The 25,377-nt window shown below is 42.4% G+C and carries 26 protein-coding genes, 2 tRNA genes and 3 pseudogenes; 13 read left to right on the top strand and 18 right to left on the bottom strand.

Annotated elements, in window-relative coordinates:
* The first annotated feature begins 243 nt into the window (after positions 1–243).
* Positions 244–320: transfer RNA gene (locus IG80_RS0109640), tRNA-Arg, on the top strand.
* Between the two features lie 26 nt (positions 321–346).
* Here IG80_RS0109640 and rnhA read toward each other — a convergent pair.
* Positions 347–838 carry a ribonuclease HI gene (gene rnhA / locus IG80_RS0109645; RefSeq protein ID WP_052046342.1) on the bottom strand — a complete coding sequence of 164 codons (492 nt, stop codon included), beginning with the start codon at positions 836–838 and terminating at the stop codon, positions 347–349.
* Positions 839–1,047: 209 nt separating this feature from the next.
* Complete coding sequence (ispH, locus tag IG80_RS0109650) at positions 1,048–2,010, bottom strand: 4-hydroxy-3-methylbut-2-enyl diphosphate reductase (protein WP_232224387.1); 963 nt, start codon at positions 2,008–2,010, stop codon at positions 1,048–1,050.
* A 223-nt stretch (positions 2,011–2,233) separates the two neighbouring features.
* On the opposite strand from ispH, the pseudogene IG80_RS0109655 reads away from it, so the two are divergent.
* Positions 2,234–2,440, top strand: a pseudogene (locus IG80_RS0109655) (biotin/lipoyl attachment domain-containing protein); the annotation flags it as partial.
* 160 nt (positions 2,441–2,600) lie between these two features.
* On the opposite strand, the gene IG80_RS0109660 reads toward IG80_RS0109655, so the two are convergent.
* Positions 2,601–3,596: an NAD(P)H-dependent flavin oxidoreductase gene (locus tag IG80_RS0109660; protein ID WP_032113824.1), complete on the bottom strand. Its 996-nt coding sequence runs from the start codon at positions 3,594–3,596 to the stop codon at positions 2,601–2,603.
* Positions 3,556–4,836 carry an aspartate kinase gene (locus tag IG80_RS0109665; protein WP_052046318.1) on the bottom strand — a complete coding sequence of 427 codons (1,281 nt, stop codon included), beginning with the start codon at positions 4,834–4,836 and terminating at the stop codon, positions 3,556–3,558. Before IG80_RS0109665 ends, IG80_RS0109660 begins: the two co-directional genes overlap by 41 nt.
* A gap of 135 nt (positions 4,837–4,971) precedes the next feature.
* Between IG80_RS0109665 and ubiG the strand changes: the two genes are divergently transcribed.
* Complete coding sequence (gene ubiG / locus IG80_RS0109670; protein WP_032113825.1) at positions 4,972–5,712, top strand: bifunctional 2-polyprenyl-6-hydroxyphenol methylase/3-demethylubiquinol 3-O-methyltransferase UbiG; 741 nt, start codon at positions 4,972–4,974, stop codon at positions 5,710–5,712.
* 76 nt (positions 5,713–5,788) lie between these two features.
* Here ubiG and IG80_RS0109675 read toward each other — a convergent pair whose 3' ends face one another.
* The 5 genes and pseudogenes from IG80_RS0109675 to pdhA all read right to left on the bottom strand — a co-directional run bounded on the left by IG80_RS0109675 (position 5,789) and on the right by pdhA (position 11,231).
* On the bottom strand, positions 5,789–7,015 hold the full coding sequence (locus IG80_RS0109675) for an MFS transporter (protein ID WP_052046319.1): 1,227 nt from the start codon (positions 7,013–7,015) through the stop codon (positions 5,789–5,791).
* A gap of 439 nt (positions 7,016–7,454) precedes the next feature.
* Positions 7,455–7,799: a hypothetical protein gene (locus IG80_RS0109680; RefSeq protein WP_032113826.1), complete on the bottom strand. Its 345-nt coding sequence runs from the start codon at positions 7,797–7,799 to the stop codon at positions 7,455–7,457.
* Positions 7,800–7,953: 154 nt separating this feature from the next.
* Entirely contained in the window at positions 7,954–9,198 is a 1,245-nt protein-coding gene (locus IG80_RS0109685) for a pyruvate dehydrogenase complex dihydrolipoamide acetyltransferase (protein WP_032113827.1), read from the bottom strand.
* 11 nt (positions 9,199–9,209) lie between these two features.
* Positions 9,210–10,187, bottom strand: a pseudogene (locus tag IG80_RS0109690) (pyruvate dehydrogenase complex E1 component subunit beta); the annotation flags it as partial.
* A gap of 24 nt (positions 10,188–10,211) precedes the next feature.
* On the bottom strand, positions 10,212–11,231 hold the full coding sequence (pdhA, locus tag IG80_RS0109695) for a pyruvate dehydrogenase (acetyl-transferring) E1 component subunit alpha (RefSeq protein WP_232224389.1): 1,020 nt from the start codon (positions 11,229–11,231) through the stop codon (positions 10,212–10,214).
* Positions 11,232–11,412: 181 nt separating this feature from the next.
* Here pdhA and IG80_RS0109700 point away from each other — a divergent pair, with 181 nt between their 5' ends.
* The 4 genes from IG80_RS0109700 to waaC all read left to right on the top strand — a co-directional run bounded on the left by IG80_RS0109700 (position 11,413) and on the right by waaC (position 14,241).
* Positions 11,413–12,084 carry a hypothetical protein gene (locus IG80_RS0109700; protein WP_032113829.1) on the top strand — a complete coding sequence of 224 codons (672 nt, stop codon included), beginning with the start codon at positions 11,413–11,415 and terminating at the stop codon, positions 12,082–12,084.
* 71 nt (positions 12,085–12,155) lie between these two features.
* Positions 12,156–12,231 (top strand) — tRNA-Glu (locus IG80_RS0109705).
* A gap of 210 nt (positions 12,232–12,441) precedes the next feature.
* Positions 12,442–12,732, top strand: a complete 291-nt coding sequence (locus IG80_RS0109710; RefSeq protein ID WP_032113830.1) for an RNA recognition motif domain-containing protein — start codon at positions 12,442–12,444, stop codon at positions 12,730–12,732.
* Positions 12,733–13,227: 495 nt separating this feature from the next.
* Positions 13,228–14,241, top strand: coding sequence for a lipopolysaccharide heptosyltransferase I (gene waaC / locus IG80_RS0109715; RefSeq protein WP_198027348.1), 1,014 nt, complete (start codon positions 13,228–13,230; stop codon positions 14,239–14,241).
* 353 nt (positions 14,242–14,594) lie between these two features.
* On the opposite strand, the gene rfaE1 is transcribed toward waaC, so the two are convergent.
* Positions 14,595–16,052, bottom strand: a complete 1,458-nt coding sequence (rfaE1, locus tag IG80_RS0109720) for a D-glycero-beta-D-manno-heptose-7-phosphate kinase (protein WP_032113831.1) — start codon at positions 16,050–16,052, stop codon at positions 14,595–14,597.
* 292 nt (positions 16,053–16,344) lie between these two features.
* On the opposite strand from rfaE1, the gene infC reads away from it, so the two are divergent.
* From infC to IG80_RS0109735, 4 genes are all read left to right on the top strand, one after another.
* On the top strand, positions 16,345–16,887 hold the full coding sequence (infC, locus tag IG80_RS0109725; protein WP_052046321.1) for a translation initiation factor IF-3: 543 nt from the start codon (positions 16,345–16,347) through the stop codon (positions 16,885–16,887).
* Positions 16,888–16,896: 9 nt separating this feature from the next.
* Positions 16,897–17,109, top strand: coding sequence for a hypothetical protein (locus IG80_RS14715; RefSeq protein WP_052046322.1), 213 nt, complete (start codon positions 16,897–16,899; stop codon positions 17,107–17,109).
* A gap of 89 nt (positions 17,110–17,198) precedes the next feature.
* Positions 17,199–17,363, top strand: coding sequence for a GNAT family N-acetyltransferase (locus tag IG80_RS15230; protein WP_156962164.1), 165 nt, complete (start codon positions 17,199–17,201; stop codon positions 17,361–17,363).
* Between the two features lie 85 nt (positions 17,364–17,448).
* Complete coding sequence (locus IG80_RS0109735; RefSeq protein WP_032113833.1) at positions 17,449–18,219, top strand: hypothetical protein; 771 nt, start codon at positions 17,449–17,451, stop codon at positions 18,217–18,219.
* 94 nt (positions 18,220–18,313) lie between these two features.
* On the opposite strand, the gene IG80_RS0109740 is transcribed toward IG80_RS0109735, so the two are convergent.
* The 4 genes from IG80_RS0109740 to fsa form a co-directional block, all read right to left on the bottom strand.
* On the bottom strand, positions 18,314–18,580 hold the full coding sequence (locus IG80_RS0109740; RefSeq protein WP_032113834.1) for a F0F1 ATP synthase subunit delta/epsilon: 267 nt from the start codon (positions 18,578–18,580) through the stop codon (positions 18,314–18,316).
* A 73-nt stretch (positions 18,581–18,653) separates the two neighbouring features.
* Complete coding sequence (gene coaD / locus IG80_RS0109745; protein WP_032113924.1) at positions 18,654–19,139, bottom strand: pantetheine-phosphate adenylyltransferase; 486 nt, start codon at positions 19,137–19,139, stop codon at positions 18,654–18,656.
* 5 nt (positions 19,140–19,144) lie between these two features.
* Positions 19,145–19,930, bottom strand: coding sequence for a thioredoxin domain-containing protein (locus IG80_RS0109750; protein WP_032113835.1), 786 nt, complete (start codon positions 19,928–19,930; stop codon positions 19,145–19,147).
* 85 nt (positions 19,931–20,015) lie between these two features.
* Positions 20,016–20,666, bottom strand: a complete 651-nt coding sequence (fsa, locus tag IG80_RS0109755; protein ID WP_032113836.1) for a fructose-6-phosphate aldolase — start codon at positions 20,664–20,666, stop codon at positions 20,016–20,018.
* Positions 20,667–20,745: 79 nt separating this feature from the next.
* Here fsa and priA point away from each other — a divergent pair, with 79 nt between their 5' ends.
* Positions 20,746–22,713: a replication restart helicase PriA gene (gene priA / locus IG80_RS0109760; protein WP_032113837.1), complete on the top strand. Its 1,968-nt coding sequence runs from the start codon at positions 20,746–20,748 to the stop codon at positions 22,711–22,713.
* 79 nt (positions 22,714–22,792) lie between these two features.
* Here priA and IG80_RS0109765 read toward each other — a convergent pair whose 3' ends face one another.
* The gene (locus IG80_RS0109765) at positions 22,793–23,650 is read right to left on the bottom strand and encodes a class D beta-lactamase (RefSeq protein ID WP_198027349.1); all 858 of its coding nucleotides are present in this window, start codon (positions 23,648–23,650) and stop codon (positions 22,793–22,795) included.
* Between the two features lie 285 nt (positions 23,651–23,935).
* Here IG80_RS0109765 and IG80_RS15235 point away from each other — a divergent pair, with 285 nt between their 5' ends.
* A complete protein-coding gene (locus tag IG80_RS15235; protein WP_156962165.1) occupies positions 23,936–24,109 on the top strand; it encodes a hypothetical protein in 174 nt (57 codons plus the stop codon).
* On the opposite strand, the gene IG80_RS0109770 is transcribed toward IG80_RS15235, so the two are convergent.
* From IG80_RS0109770 to IG80_RS0109780, 3 genes and pseudogenes are all read right to left on the bottom strand, one after another.
* Positions 24,106–24,360 carry a hypothetical protein gene (locus IG80_RS0109770; RefSeq protein WP_032113838.1) on the bottom strand — a complete coding sequence of 85 codons (255 nt, stop codon included), beginning with the start codon at positions 24,358–24,360 and terminating at the stop codon, positions 24,106–24,108. The genes IG80_RS15235 and IG80_RS0109770 overlap by 4 nt on opposite strands.
* 497 nt (positions 24,361–24,857) lie before the next feature.
* Positions 24,858–25,160 carry a hypothetical protein gene (locus IG80_RS0109775; protein WP_032113839.1) on the bottom strand — a complete coding sequence of 101 codons (303 nt, stop codon included), beginning with the start codon at positions 25,158–25,160 and terminating at the stop codon, positions 24,858–24,860.
* Positions 25,160–25,377 (bottom strand): annotated as a pseudogene (locus IG80_RS0109780) (RHS repeat-associated core domain-containing protein); the annotation flags it as partial. The gene IG80_RS0109775 and the pseudogene IG80_RS0109780, both read right to left, overlap by 1 nt.

Consider the following 25,377-nt stretch of genomic DNA (forward strand, 5'->3'; position numbering starts at 1 on the left):
AATTTAGTTGATTTGCGTCGGCCCAAGCGGATCAATAAGCTGGGATGCCTCTAGAATCCACGAGGAAGCTATTTCCTAGTGATTAAAGGGGAAAGAAGCGACCATAAAAAACCGCCACTGACTATAAATTTTAATTTGGAATAAGGTAATGATGTTTTTTTCAAACTAGATTTGACTGCGCGTTAATTTTAATTGGTAATCTTAGATAAAATTAGCTATAAAGGAGACGATCAGTATAATCATGCACCCGTAGCTCAGCTGGATAGAGTGTTGCCCTCCGAAGGCAAAGGTCGGACGTTCGAATCGTCTCGGGTGCACCATTTTCTTCTATCGAATTGACGTTAATTTAAATCATCTGCATGCGTTGAGCGATAACAGCTTGTCGCGCGAGCGCGTCGGCCCGTTCGTTATATTCATGACCCGCGTGCCCTTTCACCCATTGCCAATGAATATCATGTACTGTCATTAAATGATCAAGCTCGAGCCATAAGTCTTGATTCTTGACGGGCTTTTTATCCGAAGTTAACCAGCCATTTTTTTTCCAATTTATCATCCAACGGGTAATCCCATCTCGCAGATACATACTATCCGTGTAGATTGTTACTTTGGCTTTGAGCGGAATGGCTTTTAAGCCTTGAATGGCCGCCATCATTTCCATGCGATTATTCGTTGTTTGCGCTTCACCACCATTGAGATCCGATTCCAGTGTTAGATAACAAACAACAGCCCCCCAACCACCCGGACCAGGATTACCACTGCATGCCCCATCAGTATAAACGTCTACTTGGGGCAATGAATTTTTTTCTAGTTCAGCTAATTTTGTAAGGGCATCAGCCATTTCAACCATCGAAGGGATGTTCATTTAAACTGTCATTCTTTCTTTAATAGCGCCAAGAGCATCTTGTAGAGAATATCTTATGGTTCTATAACTTGCCCTAGATGAGGGTACCTTCGCAAGTAAATTGTATACCGTTTCACTTGTTTTTCTCAGACTCATGCGCAACAAAATCTCTCCTCTGGTAGGTCTATCTTTGGATAAATGAAGATCTAACTCCTCAATTGACCTGGAATATTAAAATAAACATCTTCTTCTACCACTTTGATTTCAGCAAGGGTCACACAAAAATGATCCCGGCAAGCGTCAATCACTTCTTCTACCAACACTTCAGGTGCTGACGCACCCGCGCTAATTCCTAATCTTTTTTTATTCTGCAACCAGGCCCAATCAATTTCCATAGCACGTTGATAAAGACGTGCTTCCGCGCAGCCATTATTTTTAGCAACCTCCACTAACCTTACAGAGTTAGAGGAATTGGGAGCCCCAATCACAATCAACGCATCTACGGTTTCAGCTAACTTGCGGACTGCCAATTGTCGATTGGTGGTGGCATAACAGATATCTTCTTTGCGGGGTCCATAGATTTCTGGGAAGCGCGCCTTCAAAGCAGCAATAATTTCAACCACTTCATCCACTGATAAAGTTGTCTGCGTGGCATAAGCAAGATCATTGCCTTGAAGCGCTGATGGCAATGTCGCCACATCCGCCACTGTCTCAACTAGCCATACCGACCCTTCTGGAACTTGGCCCATTGTTCCAATCACCTCAGGATGTCCCTTATGACCAATCAACAAAACAGTGCGCCCTTCTGCATGATGATGCTCCACCTCACGGTGAACTTTACTCACCAGTGGGCAAGTTGCATCAAAGTAGTGTAAGTCTCTTGCCTCTGCATCGGCAGGCACTGATTTTGGCACTCCATGAGCTGAAAAAATGACATGCGCATTGGCTGGTACTTCGTCTAGTTCTTGAACAAACACAGCGCCCTTAGCTTCCAACTGATTCACCACAAACTTGTTATGAACAATCTCATGACGCACATAAACCGGCGCACCATACTTTTCTAAAGCCTTATCAACAATAGTAATGGCCCGCTCAACACCCGCACAAAATCCACGAGGGGAAGCAAGAACAATTATTAATTCAGGTTTGGGCATGACCAACTGTTGCATTTTTATCTCAATTTTTCTAAATTTTGAATATTGCTCCTTTGATATAAGCATGCCTAGTCAAGAAAACAAGTGAAGATACATTCAACTATAGCGATTTTAACCTCCCAAGCATCATCTCTTCTCAATTCTTTAACCAGTTACTAGAGCAAGAAGAAGTGAAACCCATTGGTCTCAGTGCTCGGGATACTTTAAGACTTGAAGCAGGATTTTGTCTTCACGGTTCGGCAAAAAAGTATTTAAAGGTGGTGAAGTAGCCGTTGTGGAATCTGTAAAAGCCGCAAGCGAAGTTTACATCCCGGCTTCTGGTGAGATTGTGGAAGTGAACGAAACCCTTGTTTCTTTTCCAGATTTGGTGAACACATCGGCGGAAAAAGAAGGTTGGTTTTTCAAAATTAAACTCGTTGACGTCATGTTGAGAGATTTTAGCTAGAGTAAATTGAGCCGTAAAACTAATAGTATTTAAAACTAATAGTATTTAAGTCCTGCAAGATCCCCCATTCTTCCAAAAATGAGGGCCCTAGAGCCTAAGCTACATTTATTATAGCTACCCCTCTAAATTGATCGATTTAGGAGGGGATAACTCTACAAGTTCATTGCAAATAAACACTGGCCTGTTCGATAAGCTCATTGATAATTTCTTTTGTGGGTTGTTCTGCGGTAACCATGCCAACGCTTTGACCCGCCATAACGGATCCTGTTTCAATATCGCCTTCGACAACAGCACGACGCAAGGCGCCTGCCCAAAAATGTTCAATTTCCAGCTGAGCTGCTTTTTGCTCAAGCTCACCATTATTTACTTTCACGATAATTTCTTGTTGATACTTGGTAAAGTCTTGGGTGGCTTTATTTGCCAGGGCTCGCACTGGGATGACGGGGAAACGGCTGTCAAGCTGAGCGGAAACAACAGCATTACGCGCATTAGCCTTAATAAAGGCATGTTTGAATTTAGGATGAGCTTTTGATTCCGTCGCACAAACAAACCGAGTACCGAGCTGGCACCCAGACGCGCCCATTTTAAGGTAAGTACCAATTGCTTCGCCTCTACCAATGCCACCCGCTACGAAAATGGGAACATCTTTAAGATGGGGCAAAATTTCTTGCGCAAGGACACTGGTGGAAACAGGTCCGATATGACCACCTGCTTCATGCCCTTCAATCACCAAAGCGTCAGCACCTAATTTCACCAGTTTCTGCGCAATGGAAAGGGTTGGAGCAAAACAAATCAATTTAATGTTGGCTGATTTAATTTTTTTGATGGCCTCAGCAGATGGCAAACCACCAGCAAGGACGATATGACCCACATTGCGTTCAATACAAACGTCAATCAAATCAGAAATTTTAGGATGCATGGTAATGAGATTGACACCAAACGGCTTATTAGTTAAAGCTTGCGTGCCTTTGATTTCTTCATTCAAAAGCTCAGGCGGCATGGCGCCACTGGCAATAACACCAAAGCCACCCGCATTAGAGATAGCGGCCACAAGATTTCTCTCGGAAACCCAAGACATAGCACCCCCCATAATTGCTGTCTCTGTGCCGAGGAAATCACAACCGCGTTGCCATAGTTTCTTTAGTGTCTGACTCATTTTTTTGATCCAATTCAAAATTTGCGTGAAATATTTGCATTACGCCTGCTGCTACTTCTTCCTTTACCCCAAAACTAATACGTGTACTGGAAAAATGCGTCAGACATGACGATGTATTTATTTGTTTTATAACCTCTAAAAAGTGTTCTGTCAGCCCCATTTTGCCTAAGAAGCTCAATCCTATAATAGATATTTTGGCAAAATCTGGCTCAATATGTAACCCTTTATATAAGGAGTAATAGTAATTTTTTTCAAGGGCCTGGATGGTTTTTGCAAAATCTGCTTTTTGTACCATGAAACTAATTCGTGTGCCCTCGTCCCCTTCTAGAATAGAAAAAGAATCAGTTTCAACCGTCGCAGATTTAATTGTTTTCCGCAACGAATGAAACAGTTGTGCTGTAAAATTATGTGTCTCCAGATGAATTATTACCCAACCAATGCTGTGAGTAATGCCGCTAATACGCGCAATATTAAGTGGTGGACTGCCAATAATATCTGTTCCCGGATTGTCATTAAAGCTTGAGAGAACGCGCACATGAACTTGATGTTTTAAGGCAGTTTCAACGGAACGTGAATGTAAAACTTTAGCCCCTTGAGCAGCTAATTCGAGCATTTCTGAGTAGCTAATTTGTTCTAATTTTCGGGCAAAACTTACAATGCGAGGATCAGCAGTATAAACCCCATCCACATCAGTATAGATATCACAGCGATCAGCTCTAAGGGCAGCAGCAATTGCAACTGCTGTGGTATCTGAACCACCACGTCCAAGAGTGGTAATGCGACGGGTAGAAGTGATTCCTTGAAAGCCAGCAATGACGGGAATAATTCCTTTTTCCAAACACGCTTCAAGCTTTTTCGGATCAATCGATAAAATCTGGGCATTGGTATGATCTGAAGTTGTCTTAATCGGGATTTGCCAGCCCATAAAAGATCGAGACTTGAGGTCAAGTTGTTGAAGCGCTAAAGATAAAAGGCCTGTGGTAATTTGTTCGCCAGTGGAGGTTACTGTGTCATGTTCAGGACTGTTGAGCACATTAGAAAATGCTTTGGTATAGCCGACAAGCTGATTGGTGACTCCCGCCATAGCCGAGACGACAACGGCAACTTGATGACCAGCCTCTACCTCCCGTTTAACCTTCAGAGCGACATTTTCAAGCCGTGCAATGTCTGCAACAGAGGTGCCCCCATACTTTTGAACAATACGCAATTTAATTCCCGTCGTTGTTTCTTTTGCGTGCATTTATGATTAAGATAGACTCAAAATACTTGAAGAGTCGAGATTTACGAAGCTAGAAATCGACTCTTCAAGTATTTTGAGTATAAGTTTATTCTTACACAATTTAAAGACTAAGACGCAAGCAGTGAGTCACATACTATGCAACAAACAACTCTGAATGACGCTGAAATTGAGCAATTTTCCAAAATTAGCCATGATTGGTGGGATGAGAATGGGCCTTTCAAACCTCTCCACGATTTAAACCCGACTCGGTTGCACTATATTGTCGAAACACTCAAAGCACATTTAAGTGAAATTGCTGACACTGCAAAGCCTTTGGCGGGTGTTCGCTTACTTGATATTGGGTGTGGTGGTGGGTTGATTAGCGAACCGATGTGCCGCTTAGGTGCTGATGTTGTGGGCGTGGATGCCAGTGATTCAACCATCGAAGTTGCCAAAAATCATAGCCAGAAAATGGGTTTGACAATCGACTATCGCAACACCTCTATCGAAGCCATGCATGCCGCAGGAGAAGTGCCTTTTGATATCATTTTGGCTTTAGAAGTAGTCGAGCATGTCGCAGATGTTCAGGCGTTTATTGATTATTGCTTAAAACTATTGAAACCAGGTGGTGCCCTTATCCTGTCAACAATCAATCGGACTTGGAAGGCTTATGGAATTGCCATTATTGGGGCTGAATATATCATGCGATGGCTACCACGCGGAACCCATGATTGGAATAAATTTCTAACGCCAGCTGAACTTGCCAACTCAGTACGGCTAGCCGGTGGGCTTCCTAAAAATATCAGTGGAATGAGCTTTTGTCCCCTCACCTGGACATGGTCATTGGGGCAGGATTTAGATGTGAATTACCTAATGTACTCTGTTAAGATAGATTAAGAATTCTTCTTTCGGATAATTAATGTCGGTTGGACAATAATAAAAATACTTTCTCTATTGCCCAACTAACGTACAATTAACAAAGTACCACTGTCTCATTTTTCTTTGGACGTATGAGGAGGAGCATTATTAAAGCAATAATCGCGACAATCATGGAACAAAGGAAAGACATTGATTCGCCAAAATAATCAGCAATTAAACCAGCACTACTATTGGAGATTAAGACTGAGCAAGCGCAGATCAAATAAAACATGCCAAAACCCGTCCCGCGCAAATCTTCAGGAACACTGTCAGCCACCAAGGACATAAACAAGCTTTGGGTGACAGCCATTTGGATACCACATAAAGCAACCCCAGCAAGGACAATTTCAACGTTCCAGGCATAGGCTAACATCAAATCCCCGGCAATCAAGCAGCAAAAACCTAAAGCTAATACATTATAGCGACCAAACTTGTCAGATAAACGACCAGCAGGATAGGAAAATAATGAATAGGTTGAGTTATAAATTAACAAAATAAGCGGCGTGTTTTTACTCGATAAACCAAAGTTTTGGTGCGCATGCAGCACCATAATCGCTTCGCCAAGCTGAGCAATTAGAAAAACGCCCACAACAATCATCAACATCCAGTAGGTACGACCTAAACGAGGGATATCAGAAAGATGGATTGGCTTGCGGATTTGTTTATCTTTTGGGTGCATGTTTTGTTCTGGTTCACGAATCATAAAAGTCATGATAAGAACGGCAATCAGCGCAGGTATTGAGGCAAACCAGAAAACGAGTTGATAGTCATCATTGTTCCAGTACATTAATATCAAACCAAATAAAGCACCGAAAAATGATCCAGCCGTCCCAAGGCTAATGCGCAACCCATAACAAGCCCCACGAATGGGTTTAGGAGATAAGTCACCTACAAGGGCATCGCGAGGCGAGGCTTGAATCCCATTGCCGAGACGATCGAGGATTTTGGCGGCAACAACAGCATGAAAGGTGCTGAACATCGCCATGAGAGGTCTGCTAAATAGAGATAAAGTATAGCCAATAATAATAATGTATTTACGGCGCCTCAAATAGTCGCTAAACACCCCAGAAAGTAGCTTGGTCAGGAAGGAGAGTCCCTCAACAATTCCTTCTAAGATCCCGATCCAGCTGGTGGCAACCCCCAAGACAGATTTCATATAAACAGGAACAAGGCTTCGAATCATAACAGATGAAAGATTCACGAAAAAAACGGCAATACCAAGCCCCCAAATCGCTGTTGGGATGGAGGGCAGTTCTTGATTCTCGTTCTCTGAATTAGCCATCAACTCTCTCGGTTTTTAAATGTTGTTTATTGAGTTTTTTGAAGATAAGGTATGGGCGCGCGTGATTGGGAAAGAAGAAGAAAAGAAATAGAAAATGAGTAGGGATACCCTTCTCCTTCAGAAGATCTTTTGCCACGAAATATTGCCAATTTCTTTAAAAAAGTTTGCGGGAAGATAGTACCGCAAATTACGCCTAATTTATACCAGAACAATGCCTTTTAATCAGGTAGTTGTCAAGAATAATGATACGGGTATTTCTGGCTATTAAACTTATAAATTTTTAAGTATTTTGTCTTAATCTTAACGCCACAAATGAGTTACAGATTAAAAGGAGTGAGGAGAAATTTTCTTAAAGAGTTTTCTCATTGTTTTGATGTGTAGAATTTAGCGCCCCCCAGAAGGGCGCTTTCTACCTCTGTTGATGGGACAGTGGTCCACCTTATTTTTTGAGCTCTATCTCTTTTTGAGCTATCTCTGTTTTGGCAAGCTTATCTTGCATCACCTTAAGCTTTCCTTCTAACTTGGCAATTTCAGCATCCTCTTTGCCACCTTTATTGGCTTTTGATATCTTTTCCTTATCTAGCTTAACCTGAAGTCTCGCGATCTGTTTTTTCATTTTGACTTCTTGTTTATGACGTAATTTGTCAGGAGACTTTTTTTCCACTTTATCCAAATAAGATTCTAGATTTGTCACCTGCTTCTCAATGCGATTGACACTCGCATAAGCAATATTACCGCCCAAGAATACTATTAAAAGAATTCCTGCCAACAATTTCTTATTCATATTCCCTCTCCCATATCTTTGATGATGTATCAAACCATAAGATAGGACTCAATTCTTAATCAATGGTAAATTTATTTAAAATAAAGGGAGAATATTTAATAAAAAATGGCTCTTACATAAGAGCCATTTCATAAAATGATAAGAGAAAGAAATCTTAAACAAGCAAACTTAATGGATCTTCGATAAGTTCCTTAAAGGCGACCAAGAAACGAGCTCCCACCGCACCATCAACCGCGCGGTGATCGGCAGACAGAGTACAACTCATCACGTTAGCAACTTTAATCTCCCCGTCTTTCACAACCGCGCGCTGCTCCCCTGCACCAACAGCTAGGATACAAGCTTGGGGGGGATTAATGATGGCACTAAACTGCTTAATACCATACATTCCGAGATTGGAAATGGTAAAGCTACCGCCCTGATAGTCTTCCGGAGCAAGTTTGCTAGCACGCGCTCTTTCGGCCAACACCTTCACTTCACCAGAAATGTCTTTCAAAGATTTAAGATTGGCTGAGCGCACCACAGGGGTCACAAGACCCCCATCAATCGCAACTGCCACACTAATATCAGCTGCCTCAAACTGACGGATAACGGTATCCATCCAAGCAACGTTGGCTTCGGGCACTTTAATTAAAGCCAAAGCACACGCTCGAACAATAAAGTCATTGACTGAGAGTTTGCCAGCCTCAAGCCTTTGGTTGACTTCTGTCCGTAACTTTAATAACGCATCCAGTTCGCAATCTATATTTAAATAGAAATGCGGCACTTGTTGTTTAGATTCAGTTAACCGACGAGCAATGACTTTGCGCATATTATTTAATGGCAAATCTGCATAACCCGCCTCACCATAAACAACCCCTTGAGTTGCTGCAGCTGATTTCTTAGGTGCTATAGCAGCTGCTTCCACATCTGTTTTGACAATCCGTCCGTGAGGACCTGATCCCGCCACTAACTTAAGATCAACATTATGTTGGTCGGCCAGGCGACGCGCCAGTGGGCTTGCAAACAAGCGGTCACCAGATGCTGTTGCCGCCCCACCACTTTGAGCAGCAACTGCAGTCACTATTGTTAGATCTGGGGTAGGCGCGGCTGTCTGTTGGGGAGAAGTAGAATTTTCTCCTGCCGCACTAACAAGCGCGTCAATACTAGAGGCATCTTCCCCTTCTTCCAGCAATACAGCGATGAGGCTGTTCACCTTGACGTTTTCTGTGCCGGCTGCCACCACGATTTTGACAAGCGTTCCTTCATCAACGGCTTCCACTTCCATTGTGGCTTTATCGGTTTCAATTTCTGCTAAAACTTGACCTGCTTTTACGGTATCACCTTCCAACTTTAACCAACGAACAAGGTTCCCTTCGGTCATAGTTGGACTTAAGGCAGGCATCAAAATTTTTACTGGCATTAAGAGATTCCTTACAGTTTATAGCAGGCAGCCTGAGCTGCTTTAATGATTTTCTCTACATTAGGGAGTGCTAGCTTTTCCAAATTTGCGGCATAAGGCAATGGCACATCTTCGGAAGCCACACGAATGGGCGGTGCATCTAGATAATCAAAGGCCTCTTCACAAACCATCGTGGCAAGCTCGGAGCCTACACCCGCAAATGGCCAACCTTCTTCAACGCTGATCAGACGATTGGTTTTCATCACTGATTTCACAATAGTGTCCTTATCAAGCGGCCGAATAGTGCGAAGGTCAATTATTTCGGCGTCAATACCAAGTTTTGCCAATTCTTCAGCCGCCTCAAGGGCCATTCCCACGGTGATAGAGAACGCTGTAATTGTCACATCACGCCCTTCACGCACAATCGCAGCCTTGCCGATGGGCACAAGGTAATCGTCATCTTTAGGCACCTCGAAAGAACGCCCATACATCAATTCATTTTCTAGGAAAATCACGGGGTTGGGATCCCGAATCGCGGACTTTAATAGCCCCTTAGCGTCAGCTGCTGAATAAGGAGAAACAACTTTTAAGCCTGGGCAATGCCCATACCAACTGGCATAACATTGGGAATGCTGCGCGCCAACGCGAGAAGCGGCGCCGTTGGGGCCTCGAAAAACGATAGGGCACCCCATTTGACCACCTGACATATAAAGCGTCTTAGCAGCGGAGTTAATGATATGATCAATAGCCTGCATGGAAAAGTTGAATGTCATAAATTCAACAATCGGCCGTAACCCCAAAAAGCCTGCCCCTACGGCAAGACCAGCAAAACCATGTTCGGTAATCGGTGTGTCAATGACACGCTTATCACCAAACTCATCCAGCAACCCTTGGCTAACCTTATAAGCCCCTTGGTATTCGGCTACTTCTTCGCCCATTAAAAGAACAGAAGTGTCTCGGCGCATTTCTTCGGCCATCGCATCCCGCAAGGCTTCACGAACAGTCATTGTTTGTGTCATTATATGTGTCCTCTTTTATGCGTCAATCAACACATCAGTGTACAATTCACCAATTTCTGGCTCAGGTGACGTTTGAGCAAACTCAGCAGCTTCTTGTACCATTGCCTTAATTTTCTTATCAATGGCTTTAAAACCCTCGTCATCTACTATCTTATTGGTCTCGAGGAATCCACGTATTTTTTCAATGGGATCATGCTGTTCACGGATCGTCTCCACTTCTTCCTTGGACCGATATTTAGCGGGATCTGACATAGAGTGGCCCCGATATCGATAGGTTTTGATGTGCAACAATGTCGGACCTTTGCCTGACCGCGCATGCTCCACCGCCCATTCTCCTGCCTCGCGTACAGCAAACAGATCCATCCCATCGACAACTCTGCCCGGGATATCATAAGCCTCCCCACGGCGATAGAAATCAACATTGGCTGAAGCACGTTTTGTGGATGTTCCCATGCCATATTGGTTGTCTTCTACGATGAATACAACGGGGAGTTTCCACAAAGATGCCATATTAAAAGCCTCATAGACTTGGCCCTGATTTATCGCTCCATCGCCCATATAAGCAAGGCTGACACCCCCATCTTGCTTGTATTTATGGGCAAAGGCCATTCCTGCACCAATAGGGATTTGCGCTCCCACAATACCATGACCACCAAAGAAGTTTTTCTCGCGGCTAAACATGTGCATGGAGCCACCTTTTCCTTTGGAATAGCCCCCACTGCGTCCAGTCAATTCTGCCATCACCCCTTTGGGGTCCATATCACAGGCCAGCATATGACCATGATCGCGATAACTAGTGACAACGGTGTCCGTTGATTTAAGAGCAGATTGCAACCCAACAACAACGGCTTCTTGACCAATATATAAGTGACAGAAGCCGCCAATCAGCCCCATCCCATAAAGTTGGCCTGCTTTTTCTTCAAAGCGGCGAATTAACAACATGCTCTCATAAGCATGAATAAGCTGGTCTGTTGAGTAATAGTTATTGATAGCCTCTTCGCTACCAACAGATTTTTTAGTCATTATATTCGTCATTATATAAGTGCACCTATCGCGAAATGTTCGAGAGATCTTTCTACTTTCCTACCCTGATTTTACCAAATATGCAATTCTCCTGTTTGTTTAATAAGAGGTTAATGTTCAGAAATTTACGAAAAATCAAGTAAATAGGGTTACTCTTATGGGTAGTATTTAAATAGAAAAAGGACTGCCTATCATGAAAAAACACCTCTTTTTGGCCTCTATCCCCTTGCTGATGAGTACCAGTTTTGCTGAGCCAATGGCTGTGGGGGCTGAACAAATGAGGCAACCTTCACAAATGGGGGCGCAGAATATGGAGAGAAAACCACGGCCAGGTGAAGTTATCCCGACTGTGCAAGAAGCAACTTTCAGATTAGAAAGCTTAAAGAAATTAACCTGGGTTTTGCAACATCGAATTGCTACCCTCCAAGATTGGAACAAAAAAACTCTTTTCCAAAATAATGCATTTATTATCATAGAAACACTCCAAAAAATTTATGCTAAATCAGGCCTAAAATCGCGAGCATTAGCAAATTCCCCAGAGGCCCGGGTAGACCAGTGGGAACAAGAAGGTTACATCAACACCGCAAACGTTATCCATCAACTTAATATGGGCACTTGCAAAGCAGTTATCGAACAGGCAATCCAAAGCTACAAAGTAAGAGCCAGGGGCATTAAAGGGTTAATGTGGAAAAATAAAAAAGCAGCTCAAACACTTATTGGCCAATTGGAAGACGCCTGCAAACAAGCCAACAATCGCCTTTTACTCCTCCAAAATAACCCGCAAGTCCTGAGCAATGCTCTTAAGTTCAATGCCCTCTATAGTGAATTGAGAGCACTTCTCAACTCGGGAGGAAAAACAAAATAAGGAGATTATTTATTCATAATAAATAACCCTTGCAGTTGCATAGGTTTGCTTTTATAGTCATGGTGTCTGATGTCCCCATCGTCTAGAGGCCTAGGACACCACCCTCTCATGGTGGGAACACGGGTTCGAATCCCGTTGGGGATACCATATTTTATGGAAAAGACTTTATTAGTTAGTATTAGTATTATGCCTCGTTGTTGAAAGTCAGTAAGTTTGTTCGAGTATTTCTTTTCATGCTTTAACCGAGTTTTAACAACCTGTCGCCCTATAATCATGAGGAGTGATACGGTTGCGTAACGGTTGATGCGTTATAAACGCTAAATTGTCAGCGCGTCGTAGCATGTTTAGGAGGAAATTGTGAACAAGAAACTTTATGTAAGTAACCTACCATTTGGCTTAACCAGTGAAAGCCTCAATGATCTATTTCAAAACTACGGTGCTGTTTTATCTGCAAAGATTATTACAGATCGTGATACCGGTCGCAGCAAGGGATTCGGTTTCGTTGAAATGGAAACTGAAGATCAAGCTCATGAAGCGATTGACAAATTAAACGGTCAAGAAGTTCAAGGTCGCACCATCACTGTAGCAGTTGCAAAACCGCAAACAGAACAACGCGCACCACGTCCAGCACGTCGCTTCGAACGTTAGTTTTCAGGTTCTCTTGAACGTTTGTAGTTGCGTGTGATTCAGAGCCGTTTTTAATTAAAGATCATTTCAAATTTTGCAACAGTAATTTATTTACTTTAGAAAATTTGAAAGGATTTATAGATAAAAAAGGTCAAAAATAAGCGCCTCTCATCAAACATTCAAGAGAACTAGTCTCCCCCTTTTCTATGCCTGCTGTCTGTGACTCGACAGTTTATCTCTAAAATGTTTTTCACCTTCAGCACTGAACAGTTGCCTTCTGTGCATTTCATTCACGCAAAGATGTTTTTGAGACATTTTTAGCTGAAAATGATGCCAAATTTCGATGTCGTGTTTATCTACTTCGAGAAATTTGGGGAAATTTGCAAGCAAATAGGGCCAAAATGAATTTGGGGAAATGAGGGGCACAGAGCCTAACACTTGACAGCTAAAAAGAGTAAAACTAGAGTTCGCATGAGCCTATTTTTAGTTGAGACCAGGATGACCAGAAGGAAAAAGATGATAAAGAGAATTCTTATTGTAAAAGTTACTTCTCTGGGAGATGTGATAGAGGCACAACCAGTTGTTTCTGATCTTCACCGTGCTTTTCCTGGCATTAAGGTTGATTGGGCTGTAGATAGTGCATTTGCAGATATTGTTAGATGGAATACTGGGGTGGATCGGGTACTGGATGCTCCGCTTCGCCGTTTCAAAAAAACTCGTAACTGGTCGGACTTTCAAAAAATCTGTGGGTCCGTCGCGACGTTACGCGAAGAATTTTACGAGGTCGTTATTGACATACATGGCGTTTATAAAAGCGCGATTATTTCTTTCCTGCCCCGCTCTCAGCGTCGTTTTGGTTATCCCCCCTCCCATTTAGGTGAACGGGGCGCCAGATTTGCCTATACGCATTATTTCGATAAACCATGCAGCTCTGTTAATGCATGGCATGGAATGCGCCTCAGTGTTGCTCAAGCATTAGGCTACTCAGTCGATTACTCCCCGCATTATGGTCTAACCATCCCTGGATCAGTGAAGTGTATCAGCCTAGAAAACTCAAAACCCATTGCTATGCTGTTTCACGCAACTTCCAAAGACATTAAAAAGTGGCCGTCTGATCGATGGATTACTTTTGGTCAAAAACTCACCGCACAGGGTTTTCGCGTCCTATTACCATGGAACTCGCCCCAAGAATATGCAGAAGCAGTAGAGATTGTAGCTGGTGTGCCTGGCGCTGAAATATTACCACAACTCACGCTCACTGAATGCGCTCAACTTATTGGCGTATCTGCGTTGGTGGTTGGTATGGATACAGGCCTCGTCCATCTTGCCCATGCCTTAGAGAAACCAACAGTGATGATTTTTACGGTCACCTCGCGCCCCCATTTTGGCATTGAGCTACCAGGGCGTTCAATTTCTGTAGGCGATGAAGATGTCGTCCCAACTGTTGAAGAGGTATGGGATGCCACAAAAAACGTATTACCTCAAAGAAATGCAATCACTTATGAATCTCTGGAGGCAAGTGGCAGTTAATTCATGCATTTAAGACCTAGATTTATGCCCGTTGGCAAAGGCTTGTAATGGCGCAAATAGTGCATCATTTTCTGTCCTTAGCTCAAGCTCAAACGCCTGTTAATTTACGGCTTTAAAGTACATTGACTCTTATCAGTCTCCTCATTTTTGCGGAAAAGAGAGGCCTGTAACTTGAATATCCTGACTGTCTTTAAAGGCTTGCAACACGGCTTTTACATTTAATAGCGTTAGGTTAAACCTACTACCTAAGGGTGGGTTTTCACTTACAAAACTCATATCCATCGTAATTCAAAATTCGTTCAACCCTCATATTTAAAATTATTAGATCTCGAATCCCGGCGGGCATAATAACCTTAACCAACTGCTTGTTCTTTCATTTTTTGCACTAGATTAGTTGTACTTTGTCCCTCTTTAAGCTGCACTAGATGAACGCGGCCCCCATTGCGCAACACTAGATCAGCCCCCACAACTTGATCAACAGTATAATCAGCTCCTTTAATCAACACATCGGGAATAATTGTTTCAAGCAAGTGCAATGGCGTCTCTGTCCCAAACAAAATCACAGCATCAACAAGCTCTAAAGCGGCGAGGACTAAGCTTCGCACCTCTTCAGCCTGAATCGGCCGCTCTGGACCTTTGAGCTGCTTGATTGACTCATCTGTATTGACGGCCACAATCAGGCGATCGCACTGCTGTTTGGCTTCTTGAAGCGATCTTAGATGGCCCGCATGCAGCAAATCATAACAGCCATTGGTGAAACCAACCTTGAGATTCTGATGGCGCCAAGATTGAACGACTGTCTCCAATCGGGAAAGAGGTAGAATTTTTTCTTCATAGGTATTGATTGGCTTCAAGGACAAGGCATGCTGTAATTCTTCTGGCGTTACCGTTGCTGTCCCTGCTTTGCTTACGACCACACCTGCCGCTGCATTCGCAAGAACGCACGAGGTATTAACGTCCACCCCTTTACTAAGAGCAATGGTTAATGTGGCAATCACCGTATCACCGGCCCCTGATACATCGAACACTTCACGTGCCGTTGCTGTGGCATGCATTTGCTCATCTTTTGTGACAAGGGTCATCCCTCCAGCTCCTTGTGTCACCAGTAAGCCTTGCAATTGGAATTGATCAATTAAGCCTCGTGCTGCTGAAACAAGCTCCTCAGGTGCGGTAATTTTTTTTCCACAAACCTCCCTAAACTCTTTAAGATTGGGAGTAATAAGAGTCGCGCCTGTATATTTTATATAATCGCCACCCTTAGGATCCACAATTACCGGCACATTATGAAGACGCGCCGTTTTGATAACAGCCTGACACAATTCTGGAGTTAAAACTCCCTTACCATAATCAGATAAAATAATTGCTTTTACGCTCCTGATTTGCGTTTCAACAAACGCTGCAATTTCTGCAACTTGGGCGGCTGTTATTTGACAAACCATCTCATCATCCATCCGCAACAACTGCTGCCCATTAGACACATAGCGAGTTTTTATGGATGTTTTAGGTGATTTGACAAAAAAAGTCTCACCCTGCGCACCGATAATTTCTTGGATGCGGTGGCCGCCTTTATCCTCACCAATGGCGCTGATGATCACAGGGTGGACCAAAAAGCTGGTAAGATTATTCACCACATTACCAAGCCCCCCCAACATTTCAAACTCTGACTGTAAATGCAGGACAGGGACTGGCGCTTCCGGCGAAATGCGACTGACGTTCCCATACACATATTTGTCCAACATAATGTCGCCAATACAAAGAATACGACACTCAGATTTTTCAAAAAAAGCAGCAGCTTTTTGTAATATTTGCATGGAACTATCGCTCTGTTTTAATAATTTTTTTATATTATGAAGGGTACGTTTTTATTTTTAGCCACAACATACTAGCACTTTGTGGTCTTAAACTACTCTTAATATTGGCATTAAACAAATAAAATCTACTTAAAAAAGCGCGCCTACAAGAGGGCCATTTGTGAAAATTTTGTATCCATTATGATACTAATATTAGTTTTTTATTTTCAGAAGCTTAAAAATACTGGTTTGACATGGCAAAAACATATAGTATAAGGGTGTTGCATTCTTTATAGTAAATGGAGATTAGTCTATAGTTCGTCCTCATAATAATGCCCCAATCAGTAAAGATGGGCCCCGTGTTAATAACGAAATTACCGCAGCTAAAGTTCGTTTGATTAATGAAGCGGGAGATATGATCGGTGTTGTCACCCGCTTGGAAGGCCTTAAAATGGCTCAGGAAGCTGGTCTTGACCTGGTTGAAGTCTCTCCAAACGCTGAACCGCCTGTGTGTAAAATTCTTGACTACGGCAAATACAAGTATGAATTACAAAAGAAAAAAGGCGAAGCTAAGAAAAAGCAAAAAGTCATTGAAATTAAAGAAGTTCAATTACGACCTGGTATTGATGAAAACGATTTTCAAGTGAAGCTTCGGGCCGTTCATCGATTTTTGCAAGAAGGCGATAAGGTTAAGGTCACTATGCGTTTTCGCGGTCGTGAAGTCGCACATCATGAATTAGGTATGGAAGTATTGGTTCGTATCCGCGAATCAGTAGAACCTACTGCCAAAGTAGAAAATACGCCTAAACTTGAAGGCAAGCAAATGATTATGGTCATCGCTCCTATTGCTAAATAAATACATCGGATGATTACCATTGTCCCCTTAAAATTCTTTCCAGAGCAGACTTCAATTATGGGGCAGCTTTGGTTTGATGCCTTAGGGCGACTTTGGAATCCGTCCCTGAGTCACCCACAAATTCTTCATCGGTTCATAGATCACTTAAATGACGATCAGCTACCAATGACTCTCACTGCCGTTGAAAATAACTTCCGCTTGGCAGAGTTTCTCTCAGAATAAATGAATGGAATTCGCTCTGATCTTGCCCCTTGGCTTGGCTCCCTTTGTGTTGCCCGGTCCCATCAAAAAAGAGAATCGGTGAACAATTAGTGACAGCTGCAAAACGGCAAGCCCGAGAAATGGGATTTAACACTTTGTATCTATTTACCTTTGATAAGACACTTCCTTCTTGGTATCAACGGTTGTGCTGGCAAGAAAGCGGCCAAGATAGCTTTAACAACTTTCCAGTTACTGTCATGCAGATCCAACTATAATCCATTAAATTGTACTCCATTTATTATTTCTTTACCTTTTTGCTCTACCTTTTCCTAAAATTCATATTTATTAAAGGTTACAGTCATGAATTATACGTCTGTCGCATTTCTTATGGTCTGTTCACTGATTTTTGCACCGCACATGGCCTATTCAGCAGGGTGGGACTCCGGCAATATTAGCAAAACGCTTATTAACCCTTCCCAGACAACTCAAAATTTACTTCCCTCTCAGCCCCAACCAATACCTCACCAGAAATGGCAACCCGCTCATAAATTTAATTGTGATACGAAGTGTACAGATATTGTTGCCATGGAATGTCAGGGAGAAAATGACACAGGTTATTATCAAACATGCTTAAATACGTGTAGCCCTCATTTAAATCAAAACCAAGCTTTTCATCAAGCCATACAAATCTGTAAAGCAAAAATTCACCAAACAAGACGCTATCTTGGGAAAGTTATTGGCATCAAATACAAGGATCTGGAGAATGGGCATCAATCAAAAGATGTGAGAGGTTTTTTTGTTCAAATTTTAAATCAAAAAAATGAAGAGTTCCAAAATCCCTCAATTGTTGGGGTAAATGATATGGTTTTCTTACCCTATGTCGTTGTAATTAAACCCCATCTTGTTACAGATCCCACTGTTCGCAATAGCAATGGAACACCGATTGATAACTTAGATGTTACTCCAAATACCCTTATTGAGTTTAATAACGTATCCTGGGTCCCCATGCCTTTGACGAATGGTCAAAATAAGATATCGCTTCATGCCATCTCCGCTAGACCTTCCACAGTAAAAGATCTTTCCACCGAGGAGAATCCATCAATTACTATCTCTAGCCACCGCCTTCCATAATCTTTCCCCCAAACGGGAAGGAGAATTCAAGGTGAGAGACAAAAACGGCGGAAGATATCTAAGAGAATCGAACTCAATCAATTAATTAAAGAACTTATCCGTTAATTAATAATTGGCAAACATTGTTCTGAATATTAGCAAAACCACCGGTGATTTTAATTTCCTCGCTGATGGTTTGCTGATTATCACGATAAATCTTAACCAGACCTTCTTTAAGGGTCACGATAAACGGCGCGTGATTTGCTAGAATACCAAACTCACCCTCGCTGCCTGGAACAACCGCAAAGACCACATTTTGATTCAATAAAGTTTGTGTGGGGGAAAGGATAACAATTTTAAAGCGATTTTCTTCTGTAGTCATATCTATCTTTCCTTTAAATATTAAGAATTTGAGCTATCTTCATTGCGGCGCATATTGATAAGTACTACATTGCTTATAAAAACTTTTTTTGCAAGCACATCGCCACATATTCTGGCACAAAATCATGCACCTTCCCGTTATATTTAGCTACAGACTTCACCAGGCTTGAGGAGACAAAATGATAACGATCCCGAGCCATCAAAAAGACAATTTCTAGGTGAGATGCCAAACGTTGATTTGCACTCGCCATCTGAAACTCATAATCAAAATCAGATGCTGCCCGTAACCCCCGAATAATCATCGATGCCCGCATATTAAGTGCATGTCCAATTAATAAACCTGAAAAACCAACAACCTCACAATTCGCTGGCGCCGAAGCCTCTTTCAAAACGGTCTTAATCATCTCAACTCGCTCATCACTTTGAAAAAGCGGCTCTTTTTCATGATTGTGGGCAACAGATATGATCAACTTATCAACCATTCCCGCTGCCCGCAAAATAACATCCAAATGCCCCCAAGTAATTGGATCAAAAGTCCCGGGGAAAATGGCAACTCTCATGGCACTCAAGAAGCTTTGATTGCATCAACCAAAAGTTTCTTCAACCCTTCTTTATCACCAACTTGAACCAAGCGAGCACCATTCTTGTCAGACAAGATAACAGTCGGCGTTGCTTCAAGACCGATTTTTCCAGCCAATTCTTTGGTGTTTTTAAGCTGATTCTGCACAGCCTCACTTTTCGTAGCAGCTTCTAGTTTAGTCACATCATACCCAGCTTCCTTAGCTAAACTCATGAAGAGGGCATTATCCATTGATTTTTCACTTTTCAAAACCTTCTCAGAAAGCACTGTAAACTTCGCTGGGTCTTGAGTACTTGCTGCAACAAGACCTGCAGAAACGATTTCAGAATTTTGTCCCAAAATTGGCCACTGACGCACCAAAATACCAAGCTTATCTTTACCTGGAAGCTCTTTTTCAATGTCACCCAAAGCCAGCTCAAATAAGCGGCAATGTGGACAGTTCGGATCCACGAACAAAACCAGCTTCACCGCTGCATCGGCCTTCCCCATCACAATGGCATTTTTAGAATCAGACAATTGATCTTTAGAAGACGTAATGCTGTCTTGGACCTTTTTCAGAGCCTCTTTTTGCTGTTGTTCAGTAAAAGCTTGCAACGATTCAACCACAACTTTTGGATTGTTCTTTATATACTCACCAATGGCTTTATTAAGCTCTTCTTTTTGCCCAGCTGCAAGACCAGCTATTGCAGTCCCTGCTTTAGCATCTTCAGTGGTTTTAGCAGCCATCGCGGCGGTTCCGAGCATTGCAAAAAGACCCAATGTTTTTAACATAAGAAATTCCTTGGATAAAAATTTAGTTAATTTAATGTTACTTTACCTTTAGAAATCTCCCAAGTAAAAATTTGAAATTTACAAATTAAATTTCGAGACCGCTTTTTTTCCAGTCTTTCATAAAGGCATCTAACCCAAGATCTGTCAGCGGATGCGTATAAAGTTGGCGGAAAACTTTTCCTGGAATTGTCACCACATCTACACCAATTTTAGCTGCTTCATAAACATGCTGCGGATGACGAATAGAAGCCGCCAATATCAATGTATCAAACGCATATGTTTCATAGACTTTTGCAATATCCTCGATCAACTGCATCCCATCAGCACCGCAATCATCAAGACGACCCACGAATGGAGAAACAAAAGTAGCCCCTGCTTTGGCTGCCAAAATAGCTTGATTCAAAGAGAAACACAACGTGACGTTCACCATGATATCCTCAGCAGATAAAGCTTTACATGCCTTCAATCCTTCCACTGTGAGCGGTACTTTGACAGTGACATTTTCGGCGATCTTGGCAAGCTTTCTTCCTTGAGCAATCATCCCCTTGGCGTCCAAGGCAGTAACTTCAGCACTCACTGGCCCTTCAACAAGCTTAGTAATCTTGGTGATTAATTCTGAAAAGCTCATCCCACTGGCAGCCACCAAGGAAGGGTTAGTTGTGACACCATCTACAAGGCCTGTGGCAGCCAATTCTTCGATTTCTTTAAGGTCGGCAGAGTCAAGGAATATCATCATTTATCTTGATCCTTTATTGGGAATATGTTGTTTTGATAGTGATACACCTAGATCAGTTACCGAACAAGATAAAAAACCAATGCAACACACTGTGGAAGTCCTCCTACCCCTTGGCGTCAAGACGCCCTTTACCTATGCTCTGCCTGCGGAGATGGGGTTACTGTGCGTTGGTGATATTGTACTGGTTCCATTTCGCGGTAAAGAGCTGTGGGGAGTTGTCTGGCAACTCGACACAAATCCTTATAAGGGCGAGCTAAAATCAATCCGACAGAAAGCAGAGTTGCCGCCGCTTCCCGACCAATTCGTGACTTTTTTAAAACGGATTGCTGATTATAACTATTTTCCCCTTGGCCTTAGCCTCAAGCTTACTTTAAGCCAGACCTTTCTTGAGACTAAAAAAACCAGAAAATTTGTTGATCTTACCCCCCTTCAGTTGGACCATCATACCCCTATTTTTTCCGCCGAGCAACAGTACGCCATCGACCATATGGTTACTGCTATTGACACCCATCGCTTCCAGCCGATTGTCCTCGACGGGATTACGGGCTCCGGCAAAACTGAAGTTTACTTGGAAGCCATTCATCAAACAATTAAGACAGGAAAGCAAGCGCTCGTTCTGCTTCCTGAAATTGCGCTTACCAATCAGATGTTGGCACGGTTTGAAAAACGGTTTGGCAAAAGCCCACTTCTGTGGCATTCCAATGTCAGTCCCACATTTAAGCGACAAACATGGCAGGCCGTTTTAAAGGGCGAGGCGCAAGTGATTGTGGGAGCAAGATCTGCTCTATTCTTGCCCTTCCCGAATCTTGGCCTTATAATTATTGACGAAGAACATGATGGATCTTACAAACAAGAAGATCAAATCACCTATCATGCCCGCGATATGGCCGTGTTGCGTGCCAGTCTTGAGCAAGCGCCGATTGTCTTGGTTTCCGCTACGCCATCTCTCGAAACCGTACAAAATATCGAGGCAGAACGCTATCAGAAACTCACCCTTTCTACCCGTCATGGCGGCGCCGTTCTACCCTCCATCCACCCCATTGATATGCGTCAACAACCAAAAGGATGGCTCTCACCCCCCCTTCTCAACGCGATTCAAAAAACCTTAGAGCGCCAAGAGCAGGTGATGCTTTTTCTGAATCGCCGTGGCTATGCCCCCTTAACGTTGTGTCGTCAGTGTGGTCTGCGCCTCACCTGCCCGAGCTGTGCCGTTGCCTTGGTGGAACACAAACATCATCAACGGCTGTGCTGCCACCATTGTGGCTATAGCCAAACACGTCCGAAAAATTGCCCTGATTGCGGCGCAGAAGATAGCTTTATTCCTTGTGGACCTGGGGTTGAGCGTGTCCATGAACAGGTGTGCAAACGCTTTCCCTCTGCGCGTGTTGAAGTGCTCACCAGTGACACATTGACGTCGGTTGACTTATTAAGTGAGGTTATTGAGAAAATCCGTCGTCACGAAGTTGACATTATTATCGGCACGCAGCTGCTCGCCAAAGGGCACCACTTTCCCCTCATCACTCTTGTTGGCGTAATTGATGCAGACCTTGGCTTAAGTGGCGGTGATTTACGGTGCGGAGAGCGCACTTATCAGCTACTGCACCAGGTATCGGGTCGCGCAGGACGTGAAAAACATCTCGGTCATGTCCTCTTGCAAACCTACTCACCTGACCATCCGGTGATGCAAAGCTTATGCCAGCAAAATCGTGATCAATTCAATAAATTAGAGCTTGTCGATCGCCAAGAGCATCATATGCCGCCCTTTAGCCGACTGGTGAGCCTCAATCTGGGGGGGCGCGACCAAACCCTGGTGGCAGAGACAGCGCGTCAATTAGGATTTAAAGCTCCCAAAGTAGACGCCGTCCAGATCTTCGGCCCCGCGCCTGCGCCTATATCTTATCTTCGAGGCAAACATCGTTGGCGTTTCCTCCTCAAAGCGGATAAAGCGTATCCCATTCAACGGCTGCTCGACCATTGGTTGAGCCAGGTCAAACTGCCTTCTAGCATTACTCTGGATGTTGATGTGGATCCCCAGAGTTTTTATTAAAAAGATTCGGAAGGGAATTGTACCAAGATCCCCCGATAGGTTACTTTTCAGTTTTTTGTCCCAATTTCCATAGCTATTTCTACAAAAAATTCCATAAATTCTTTTTGGCAACTTCCTTAGCGGTAAGCCCAACAGATTTTTGAGGGGGTATATCCGTCAAATCAAGGGTTGGATCCGTCATATCGAGATATTGAGCAAAAATGATTCGTTGCTCATCCTTTTCAATCCATCCGACAAACCACCCATTACGCCCAGCACCGCCACCGGTTTTACCATATAGCTTCCATCCTGCCCATTCTTCATTCCGATTCATAATTTCCCTAGTTTTTTCCTGGGTTTCTTTGGATAAATCAAGCTTATTAGCACATAATTTTTCAAGGAATTCCACTTGCTCACGGGGGGAAATTTCAAGAGATGTCCCTAACCAACTATTTAATAGACCATCATCTTTACCTGGTGTCCCAGAAACATCCATATTTCCATAGTTTAGTCTTGATATATACCCTTGAAACTTCTCTCTTCCAAGACGTTCCGTAATTTGATGGGAAAACCAAACAACAGAATATTTCATAAATGTTTCTGGTGTATGATCTTGGCACCAACTATATTCTAACCCTTTCTCGCGTGTATACCAGTCTTGAAAATTTTCTTCATACTCTTCCTTAAAGTGCCATATCGGAGAATTCTTGGTTTTTAAAATTTCTTCATTGAATCCCATAAGAGCTAGTGGAACTTTAAATGTCGAAAAGGGGGAATGGCGGTCATCGTATTTTCCAATCTCTTGGATAATTTCATTATCTCGTTTTGCTATGAAACCAGAAATAGCATTTTGATTTCTTTCGATTTCTTCAAGCTCAGTAGCGTTGGATACATTTGGTAGATTGAAACCTATCGCAATAAGGACTGTTGCAACTAAATTCAATAATTTCTTTTTCATTTTATCTTCTTTCATAATTGCCAACAATGATAAATCTACGTGTTCAGATTTATCTATTGGTTATATGGTGTTTTAAATATTGCCTTCAATGAATTTATTCCTCGATTCCCAAAAAAGTACTTTCTCCAAATCAATAATTAATTTGTCAATACCATCATCAACTATCATTTGGAACAAATACGCGCTAAAGAGTTTTTGGAGGGTGAAGAGAGGTTAAGAAAAAACAGATAAATTCATTAAATTATCTTATAATACAAATGTCTACAAATAAAAGAGTCCCCACTAATGAATAAAAATAAACTCTTAAAGGTGTGGTTACTGACCACTGTTCTTAGTCTGTCCACCTTTGCTACGCTAGCAGAAGAAGAGGGAAACAAGGATAGAGATTACGCTCAAAGGAAGAGCGTCACCTATCTCAAAGCTGAGCACCTTCTGATAGGTGAAGATAAAATTAATTAATCCTGATGATAATTCATTGGTCCCCTTTTTATACTTATGGTGATAGGATCAGAGTCATCGTTCAAATCTGCAACAACGCGGTTCCATGCAGACCGCATAAGAATATCGCCTGCATTCGCAAGATTCACTTTTTGTTGATTATAGAACTCAATTAAGTTCTGGAGCCTCTTTCTTCTTATCGCTCCAATGGGTAGTTCGGTTTGTAATTTTTTAACAACTGTCAAATCAAATTCTTTAATCGGTGTTGGCACATGATCTCTTTGCCCACATCTATCTTGATTGTTGCACCGACAACCGCATTGCCGCTCTTTTGGTTCGAGAGATATCTGAAAAGCGCCACAACTGGCTCCACCAGCATCCCTTCACGCGTTTCATTGGTAAACTTTTGGGCCGAGACATGCACACCGGCAAGGCGGGCTGAGGAGGTGTTATTGGTAAAGTGAATGTTTCTCGCCGCCCCATCAACAAAGCCGGCGTAATGACAGGCGTTTCCGTGTGGTCGTGCTTCGAGCTACTGGAAAATGTTTTGCGCTGAGTTTCGCTGATGCTTTAAGCAGATTTTAAAAAATAAAAGCTATTTACAATTTCAAAAGATCAAAAAAGGAAGCTGCGGTGCAGCAAGTACGCAGACGGGTTCCAGACTAGTGTTAAAATAATAGAGTAGCTATACCCCCCACGAAATACAGAAAATTCCTTTTTCCTCTTTTTCATACTTCTAAAAGGAGGAAGGCTGGAGAGAAATTATTTCTTAACAAGGCAAATAACTTAGTTTTCTTTCGCTGAAATATTTTATTTTTGCCCCTCCAGGAATAAGAGTTTTGAGCTTACTAGCAATCTCTAAGCCTTGGTTATCTAATGCTTCCATAACATGGGCATATATATTTCTTTGTTCCTTAGAGAGAGGAATAAATTTTTTATATGCGAAATGCCAAATATTAATTTCTTCAATAAAGTCTTTAGGTAAATTCAAATCTTCTAATTCAATTTCACCATTAAATTCATCTTGTATGCATGAGCCCGAATAACTTGGTGATAAAATTAAATATTTCATTATTTTTTTCCTATAAATGTTCGATGAAAAATAACTTGCGTTTCTGGGTTTAAAGCTATTTCAAAAAAACCGCTTTTTCCATTTAGTGTACCAGTCTTCTTATATAATAATGCTCCATCTTGCTGTATTATCGGCTTTGTTTTTAATATTATTTCATCGTATGAATAGGGAAAATTATGTGCCACTGGGTCTTGTAATGCTCTGGTTCTAATTCTTG

Source organism: Candidatus Paracaedibacter symbiosus, assembly GCF_000757605.1.
GTDB classification, from domain to species: domain Bacteria; phylum Pseudomonadota; class Alphaproteobacteria; order Paracaedibacterales; family Paracaedibacteraceae; genus Paracaedibacter_A; species Paracaedibacter_A symbiosus.

Bases quoted from the DNA above. Each gene is read 5' to 3' on its own strand.
- IG80_RS0109775 (WP_032113839.1), bottom strand. From the start codon at position 25,160: ATGAAATATTTAATTTTATCACCAAGTTATTCGGGCTCATGCATACAA.
- IG80_RS0109765 (WP_198027349.1), bottom strand. From the start codon at position 23,650: ATGAAAAAGAAATTATTGAATTTAGTTGCAACAGTCCTTATTGCGATA.
- ubiG (WP_032113825.1), top strand. From the start codon at position 4,972: ATGCAACAAACAACTCTGAATGACGCTGAAATTGAGCAATTTTCCAAA.
- waaC (WP_198027348.1), top strand. From the start codon at position 13,228: ATGATAAAGAGAATTCTTATTGTAAAAGTTACTTCTCTGGGAGATGTG.
- IG80_RS0109735 (WP_032113833.1), top strand. From the start codon at position 17,449: ATGAATTATACGTCTGTCGCATTTCTTATGGTCTGTTCACTGATTTTT.
- priA (WP_032113837.1), top strand. From the start codon at position 20,746: ATGCAACACACTGTGGAAGTCCTCCTACCCCTTGGCGTCAAGACGCCC.
- IG80_RS0109680 (WP_032113826.1), bottom strand. From the start codon at position 7,799: ATGAATAAGAAATTGTTGGCAGGAATTCTTTTAATAGTATTCTTGGGC.
- IG80_RS15235 (WP_156962165.1), top strand. From the start codon at position 23,936: ATGAATAAAAATAAACTCTTAAAGGTGTGGTTACTGACCACTGTTCTT.
- coaD (WP_032113924.1), bottom strand. From the start codon at position 19,139: ATGAGAGTTGCCATTTTCCCCGGGACTTTTGATCCAATTACTTGGGGG.
- rnhA (WP_052046342.1), bottom strand. From the start codon at position 838: ATGGCTGATGCCCTTACAAAATTAGCTGAACTAGAAAAAAATTCATTG.
- pdhA (WP_232224389.1), bottom strand. From the start codon at position 11,231: ATGACGAATATAATGACTAAAAAATCTGTTGGTAGCGAAGAGGCTATC.
- IG80_RS14715 (WP_052046322.1), top strand. From the start codon at position 16,897: ATGATTACCATTGTCCCCTTAAAATTCTTTCCAGAGCAGACTTCAATT.
- IG80_RS0109675 (WP_052046319.1), bottom strand. From the start codon at position 7,015: ATGGCTAATTCAGAGAACGAGAATCAAGAACTGCCCTCCATCCCAACA.
- ispH (WP_232224387.1), bottom strand. From the start codon at position 2,010: ATGCAACAGTTGGTCATGCCCAAACCTGAATTAATAATTGTTCTTGCT.
- IG80_RS0109665 (WP_052046318.1), bottom strand. From the start codon at position 4,836: ATGCACGCAAAAGAAACAACGACGGGAATTAAATTGCGTATTGTTCAA.
- fsa (WP_032113836.1), bottom strand. From the start codon at position 20,666: ATGATGATATTCCTTGACTCTGCCGACCTTAAAGAAATCGAAGAATTG.
- IG80_RS0109740 (WP_032113834.1), bottom strand. From the start codon at position 18,580: ATGACTACAGAAGAAAATCGCTTTAAAATTGTTATCCTTTCCCCCACA.
- IG80_RS0109660 (WP_032113824.1), bottom strand. From the start codon at position 3,596: ATGAGTCAGACACTAAAGAAACTATGGCAACGCGGTTGTGATTTCCTC.
- IG80_RS0109700 (WP_032113829.1), top strand. From the start codon at position 11,413: ATGAAAAAACACCTCTTTTTGGCCTCTATCCCCTTGCTGATGAGTACC.
- rfaE1 (WP_032113831.1), bottom strand. From the start codon at position 16,052: ATGCAAATATTACAAAAAGCTGCTGCTTTTTTTGAAAAATCTGAGTGT.
- IG80_RS0109685 (WP_032113827.1), bottom strand. From the start codon at position 9,198: ATGCCAGTAAAAATTTTGATGCCTGCCTTAAGTCCAACTATGACCGAA.
- IG80_RS0109750 (WP_032113835.1), bottom strand. From the start codon at position 19,930: ATGTTAAAAACATTGGGTCTTTTTGCAATGCTCGGAACCGCCGCGATG.